Genomic DNA, 6000 nt, shown 5'->3' with positions numbered 1-6000 from the left:
CTGTTTATGCAGCGTAAAAAAATTAAAAGCAAAGCTGATCGTAAAATTCGGTCAGCTTTTTATTATGGAGGAAAAGTCATGAAAATATCAATCAAAGTATCTTATTTACCCGCAGTAGTAGAATTTTTATATAACTTAACACTGAAAGGAAAACAATCTCGACATCGTTCTCGCTTTGTTAAAGCAATGCAAGAAAAGTGGCAGCAAGTTGTGGAGGAAGAACAAGAATTGCTAAAAGAGTACGCAGGCATAGATGAGGAAGGAAACCCGAATAAAAAAGAAGATGGTTCATTTGATGTAAAAGATGTAAAAGGCTTTAAGGAGCAGCAAAAAGAATTGTTTGACGAATTATTTATCCTTGAAGGAGGCGATGCGACTGGATATCTAAAAACAGTGAAAGAAATTCTATTTAATTATGATGAAGAAGTCAGCGGGAAGACTGCAGAGGTATACGATTATCTTTGTGAAGTTTTTGAAAAAAGCGAAAACGAAAATAAGGAGGAAGAATAATGTTTACAATTGAGATTACAAGCGTAAATATTGCGTATTCAAAAGGATCAGTTAGTGGGGTTAATGTTAATTTTTTTGCTAGTCACGAGTACCAAACAATCAATCTAAATGGGTATATCCCTTTAACTTTTGAGGAATACACTCCAATCGCAAATGATATTGTTGGGCTGCAAGCAACAGTTAAGGATAAAGTAGTCAAAGGACTTACAGAGATAGAAGCCGAGTAAGGCTTTTTTATTTACCTTTAAGGGGGTGAAAACCTATGTATAGAGAGAAAAAGGGGGAATGGGAAAATGCCAACACAGGAGGTACCTACATTGGAAGAAAGAGTTGATAATCATGAAGGAAGGATAAAAGCACTTGAGGATTATCAGAAGGAACAAGAAAAACTAAACCAAGAAATTAAAACACAGTTATTAGCCACGGAAAATACTGTTTTGAAAGAATCCGGCAAGCAACAGGATTTAGTACAAAAGCTACTTGATCATGTTTTAGAAGAAGATAAAGAAGACCGTAAAACGTCAAGAGACAGTAAGACGTATACACAACAGCAAATATGGAAATTAGCAGTAGCCCTTGCAGGAAGCGGAGGGCTACTTTATTTGTTGATTGAAAAATTATTTACACGATAAGGAGTGTTAGGAATGGACAAAGGTACATTAATCAGAACAATCGTATTAGGAATAGCGTTTATTAATCAATTTTTAGTTAGTTTTGGTCTTTATGAAATACCAGGAACAGAAGAGCAGCAAACAGCGTTTATATCAGCTGTATTTACAGCAATCGCAGGAACAATTGCTTGGTTTAAAAATAATTATGTAACTGCAAGAGGTAAAAAGCAAAAAGATTTATTAGTTGCTCATAACCTAGCTAAAAATCAATCAAAAACAAAGTAAGAGTGGCTTAACAGCTGCTCTTTTTCATTTGGAAAAATAAAATTGGAGAGTGATAAAATTGGGTAAAATTATTGATATTTCACATCATCAACCATCAGCACAAATTGACTGGGCGAAAGCTGCAAAAGAAGTGGATCTGGTGATTATTCGTGTACAATACGGTTCATCATTAATTGATCGTGAATATAAAAATCATGTTGCGAATGCTAAGAAATACGGTATCCCCTTTGGTCATTATGCTTATGGCCGTTTTGTAAGTGTTGAAGATGCAAAAGTAGAAGCTAAAGACTTCTTAAATCGTATGGATAAAACCGCAAAATTCCTTGTCTTGGATACGGAAGAGTACACTGTTGAATCTTGTGGAACTGAAAAGCTAGCTGAAGCATCCCAAGCGTTTATTGATGTATGTAAAGCGGCTGGATACAAGACAGGTTTTTATGTTTCACATCATTTGTACAAGCAGTATGGATTAGATAAAGTTAAAGCCGACTTTTTGTGGATTCCGCGATACGGAAAGAATGACGGTACTCCCAATGCTAAATCTGCCTACAACTGCGATATTTGGCAATACACAGACAATGGTAAAGTGGGTTGGTATGGTGGGAGATTAGATTTTAACCAGTTACTTGGAGATAAAAAATTAGATTGGTACATTGACCAAGAAAAGAGAGTTAAGCCAAACGTAGAAAAAGTATCTGCGGAAATTGTCACTAAACCAAACAAACCAACTTCAAAGCGAAAAAAGAATTCTGACGGAACGTATACAGTTGTAAGTGGGGATACGCTGTCAGAGATTGCAGCTGATTTTAATGTATCAACTAATGATCTAGCAAGTTGGAATAATATCACGAACAAGAACGAAATCAAAGCGGGTCAAAAACTAAAATTCTCTGCTCCTAAAAAGGAAACGGCGGCTAAACCTAAAGCAACTGCAAGCGGTACGAAAAAAATCACTATCCAAAAAGGTGATACATTGTCCGAATTGGCAGTGAAGTATAAAACTACTGTTTCCAATCTAAAAGCGTTAAACGGGTATAAATCCGATAAAATTATCGCTGGTAAAACAATGAAAGTTCCTTCAAGCGCTAGTAGCAATACAAATACAAAAAAGAACTATATTGTAAAACCTGGTGATAATGCTACAAAGATTGCAAAGAACAATGGAATTACTCTTGATAAATTAAAAGAATTAAATCCATCTAAGAAAAACTGGGATTTAGTCTATCCTGGGGATAAATTACGCATAAAATAACACTGATGGTTATACAATAGTTTTCAGCATGATTATCTCACACAACCCTACTCTTCGGAGTGGGGCATTTTTTAATCTGCATTCTTGCGTTTTCTTCTCAAAAAAATAACCTACTCTTTATAAAAAAAGGACTGTCCAATTGCCACAGTCCTTTCATGATTTTTGCTTTAAACCAAGCTATATAATCTTAGATATTAGCTTGATAGTGCCCAATATAATATCCACCAGAATAAGTAATACCTTTAAGATACCAAGTAATACCGTTTTCTGTATAAGAATTTGCAAAAACGTTTTCTGTTTTGTAAACATAATTATCGACTAATGCTAAAGGAGCTACAACTGATTTTTCTGGTTGACTTTCAGTGATTGATGATGCTGAAGCAAAGGATGGAATGGCTGGACCTGCAAGAGCTAGTGCGGCAATGGAGCTAAGTGCGATTTTTTTTACGATCATTCCTAAACACTCCTTAATAATTATATTTTTGTAACGTTACACTATACTAATTCTCTTTTTCCATAAAATTTCCTTGTAAATAATTGTTAATCATTTGTGAATTAATGGAAGTTGAATGTGGAGTTTATACAAATTTAATACATTATTGTCTTTTTTGTGAATTAAAAGGAATTTACTTCTACAATAAAGAAACCTCCTATAGAAAGGAGGGATAAAATGACCGACTTTGAAATATTGCAGCAGTTGAAAGAACAATATGAATCCACGCAAGACACCTCAGATTTAAAACTCCTAATCGATACCTTCTTAGAATCATTTCCTGGCGATATATAACTCTCGAACCTTTTCAGTAATTTCATTTGTTTCATTGTAAATTACCTTTCTTAGAGTAACCTTATTGACGTTATCTCTAATCAATTTATCACAAGCAATTTTAACAATTCGTACTGCTTCTATAATCTGATCTATTTCATATTCGAATAAATCAACTTTATAGTTACCAGGTGAAAAATCTTTATTGGTTTCCGAAACTTGATAACTTGTAGGATAATGAATAGCAATATGTGTATTGCATGATTTTCTTGTAAATAATAAAAATGCCCTCAAAAGAGGGCATTAACTTTTTTTTAAACTGGTACTAAAGCAAAACAATCCCAAATGATTAAACTAGATATAGCTATTGGTCCTCAAACCGAGTATAAAATGCTGGATATCCTAGTTATTTGTAGCTGCCCCAAATTGTTTTTCCACCAGTATGCCCAGTTTTATCATGTAAATTTTTATGTACTAGTTGAATTTCTCCTGTATTTTGATGGTGGTGTATTCTAAAATTTGCAGGTTTAATTCCTTTATTTATGTCACTTATCTCCCTTTGAGTAAACTGCTTTTTAAATTTAGTATTAGTTTTAAGTTCAGCTTTTACATTACCCTTGATTTGATTCCAAATGGTCGTATTGCTTGATTTCCAGTATTTAGCAGATATTTTGAACGTTGGACCTGGGAATATAGGGAAACCTTGATAGTTGAATATAATTTTCGTAACTGGGTGATATTTCCCTGCCAGATGACCATTAACTAGATTTTTAAATAGTGTAGTGTTATAGGTTTTATAAACTTTAACTTGCACAGTTTTAACATTTATTCTTTTTACTGTTGGCGCCTTTCCAGAAATTCCCCCAGCCGGGAATTTTTCATGTTTTTGTACAAGAATAGAAAAGTTGTTATCTGAATCACTAGAATTTTCTATCCTCTCTGTTTCGTTATAAGGATCATCTATAATATGATCTTCCAATGTATCAAGCGGGACAGTTTCCAATAGATCAATTGGTGTATTCTCTAAAATTTCAATTTGACTATCAGTGATAAATTCCGATTCCAAATTTTTAGATACAACTTTGCTATCAGCTCCTAATGCAAGACCAGGCGAAAAAATAGTAATGCATAAGGAAAAAATTAATGTAATAACTGATGACTTAATGAAAGTTTTACTCATATACCTTCCCCTTTTTTGTAAAATTTAGTATATTTATAATACAATCTTGATTATATAGTAATAAAAGGAAAATATAAACATATTTTAAAAAAAGGAGAATTATTGTGAATATTTGGAGTGTTGAGGTTGATGATTATACGTTAGAAGACTTAGTTCAAGATGATATTATACTTGCAGAAAAACATTTTAATGTAAAATTACCTAAATCATATATTGACTTATTAAAAATTAAAAATGGTGGAACATTACAATATAATGCGCTGCCATTCAAACAGAATCAGGAGGAAGATGACAATTATATTATAATAGAGTATTTATTTGGAATTAAGCAGGGTGAGGGAATATTTCAAACGAATTACTTTGTGGAAGAATGGAAAATTGAACGAGAAAATATAATAATACTTAGTGGAGATGGTCATGAGTGGCTAGCATTAGATTATAATGAGTCTTCTTCTAATCCAAGTGTAATTTACATATTTTCAGAGGAAAATGAATTTATCCGCTTATTCGATTCATTTGATGAAATGTTAGATAATTTGTACATATATGAGGAAGAGGAGGAAGAAGTAGATGGTGCTATTGTTTTCACCTTAGAAGAAGCCAGAGAACTAATAAAAAGTAGTGATACTACGGATATTTTAAATGGTATCAGTGCTTATGAAAAATTATATGGTGAAGATGGAAAAGTTCTTAATGAACAACTTCAGAATTTATTAGTTTTAATAAAAAGTGAAAATGAAATTATTTCAAATGAAGCAGGGAGATCTGCATGGTATTTAATAACCTATGAGTTAACAGACGATAAACAATTCATAAATGAAATAGCAAGAATATTTGGGGAAAGTACAAATCCAGTATTTAAACTATTCAGAGATGAGATATTAGAATATATTGAGGATAAAAAGTAATTTGAGATGATAAGTAAAGCAAAAACAGTCATCTTTTACGATGACTGTTTATTGTTTAAAGGAAAAAAATGGAAAGTTAAAGAGCCTTGCTTGGATAGCAACACTAGATGAGCGTTTAACAAGTCATCTCCAATTTTAAAGAGAAAGTTGATAATATGAATTTTATTAAGGCGTATCTGATTAGTATTGTATATTATATAATCGTTTTTTCTCTTATTTTTATTTACCAATTTGGTACAGAATATATAATAACAATGATTTTTTATCAGGTTATTTATTTAAGTGTAATTGTTATTATACTTAGCATGATTTTAGAACAAATTATAATTTTTAAAAATCATAGTAAATTGTATGTGATGTTCGCTGGATTTTTATTTGGAATATTGATTTCTATTTTATTTGGTGTCTCTAATACAAATAATTTAGAATTCCTCTATAATTTGTTGTTAGGGGTTATATTCAGTGTTGGTTCACTAATTTTCACTAGC

General features: G+C 32.0%; 8 protein-coding genes. 6 read left to right on the top strand and 2 right to left on the bottom strand.

Features of this window, described 5'->3' with window-relative positions:
- The 5 genes from NiCM35_RS19015 to NiCM35_RS18995 form a co-directional block, all read left to right on the top strand.
- Positions 1-510: hypothetical protein (locus NiCM35_RS19015; protein ID WP_433780534.1), on the top strand; the 510-nt coding region annotated here is incomplete at its 5' end.
- Positions 510-737: a hypothetical protein gene (locus NiCM35_RS19010; protein WP_433780533.1), complete on the top strand. Its 228-nt coding sequence runs from the start codon at positions 510-512 to the stop codon at positions 735-737. The genes NiCM35_RS19015 and NiCM35_RS19010, both read left to right, overlap by 1 nt.
- A 66-nt stretch (positions 738-803) precedes the next feature.
- Positions 804-1142, top strand: a complete 339-nt coding sequence (locus tag NiCM35_RS19005; protein ID WP_123257938.1) for a hypothetical protein — start codon at positions 804-806, stop codon at positions 1140-1142.
- A 12-nt stretch (positions 1143-1154) separates the two neighbouring features.
- On the top strand, positions 1155-1406 hold the full coding sequence (locus NiCM35_RS19000) for a phage holin (protein WP_433780531.1): 252 nt from the start codon (positions 1155-1157) through the stop codon (positions 1404-1406).
- 49 nt (positions 1407-1455) lie between these two features.
- Complete coding sequence (locus tag NiCM35_RS18995) at positions 1456-2658, top strand: LysM peptidoglycan-binding domain-containing protein (protein ID WP_433780529.1); 1203 nt, start codon at positions 1456-1458, stop codon at positions 2656-2658.
- A gap of 187 nt (positions 2659-2845) precedes the next feature.
- Here NiCM35_RS18995 and NiCM35_RS18990 read toward each other — a convergent pair whose 3' ends face one another.
- Together NiCM35_RS18990 and NiCM35_RS18985 are read right to left on the bottom strand one after the other, a co-directional pair.
- A complete protein-coding gene (locus NiCM35_RS18990) occupies positions 2846-3112 on the bottom strand; it encodes an LCI fold-containing protein (RefSeq protein ID WP_095334324.1) in 267 nt (88 codons plus the stop codon).
- A gap of 718 nt (positions 3113-3830) precedes the next feature.
- Entirely contained in the window at positions 3831-4604 is a 774-nt protein-coding gene (locus NiCM35_RS18985; protein ID WP_095334323.1) for an HNH endonuclease, read from the bottom strand.
- A 104-nt stretch (positions 4605-4708) separates the two neighbouring features.
- Here NiCM35_RS18985 and NiCM35_RS18980 point away from each other — a divergent pair, with 104 nt between their 5' ends.
- Entirely contained in the window at positions 4709-5512 is an 804-nt protein-coding gene (locus tag NiCM35_RS18980) for an SMI1/KNR4 family protein (RefSeq protein WP_176474255.1), read from the top strand.
- Positions 5513-6000 lie beyond the last annotated feature (488 nt).

Source organism: Niallia sp. M35, assembly GCF_050971705.1.
Lineage (GTDB): Bacteria > Bacillota > Bacilli > Bacillales > Cytobacillaceae > Niallia > Niallia circulans_A.
This window is presented reverse-complemented; position numbering and strand designations above follow the sequence as displayed.

What these genes read in the sequence shown, in the direction of transcription:
- NiCM35_RS19010 (WP_433780533.1), top strand. Translation starts at nt 510, where the DNA reads ATGTTTACAATTGAGATTACAAGCGTAAATATTGCGTATTCAAAAGGA.
- NiCM35_RS19005 (WP_123257938.1), top strand. Translation starts at nt 804, where the DNA reads ATGCCAACACAGGAGGTACCTACATTGGAAGAAAGAGTTGATAATCAT.
- NiCM35_RS19000 (WP_433780531.1), top strand. Translation starts at nt 1,155, where the DNA reads ATGGACAAAGGTACATTAATCAGAACAATCGTATTAGGAATAGCGTTT.
- NiCM35_RS18990 (WP_095334324.1), bottom strand. Translation starts at nt 3,112, where the DNA reads ATGATCGTAAAAAAAATCGCACTTAGCTCCATTGCCGCACTAGCTCTT.
- NiCM35_RS18985 (WP_095334323.1), bottom strand. Translation starts at nt 4,604, where the DNA reads ATGAGTAAAACTTTCATTAAGTCATCAGTTATTACATTAATTTTTTCC.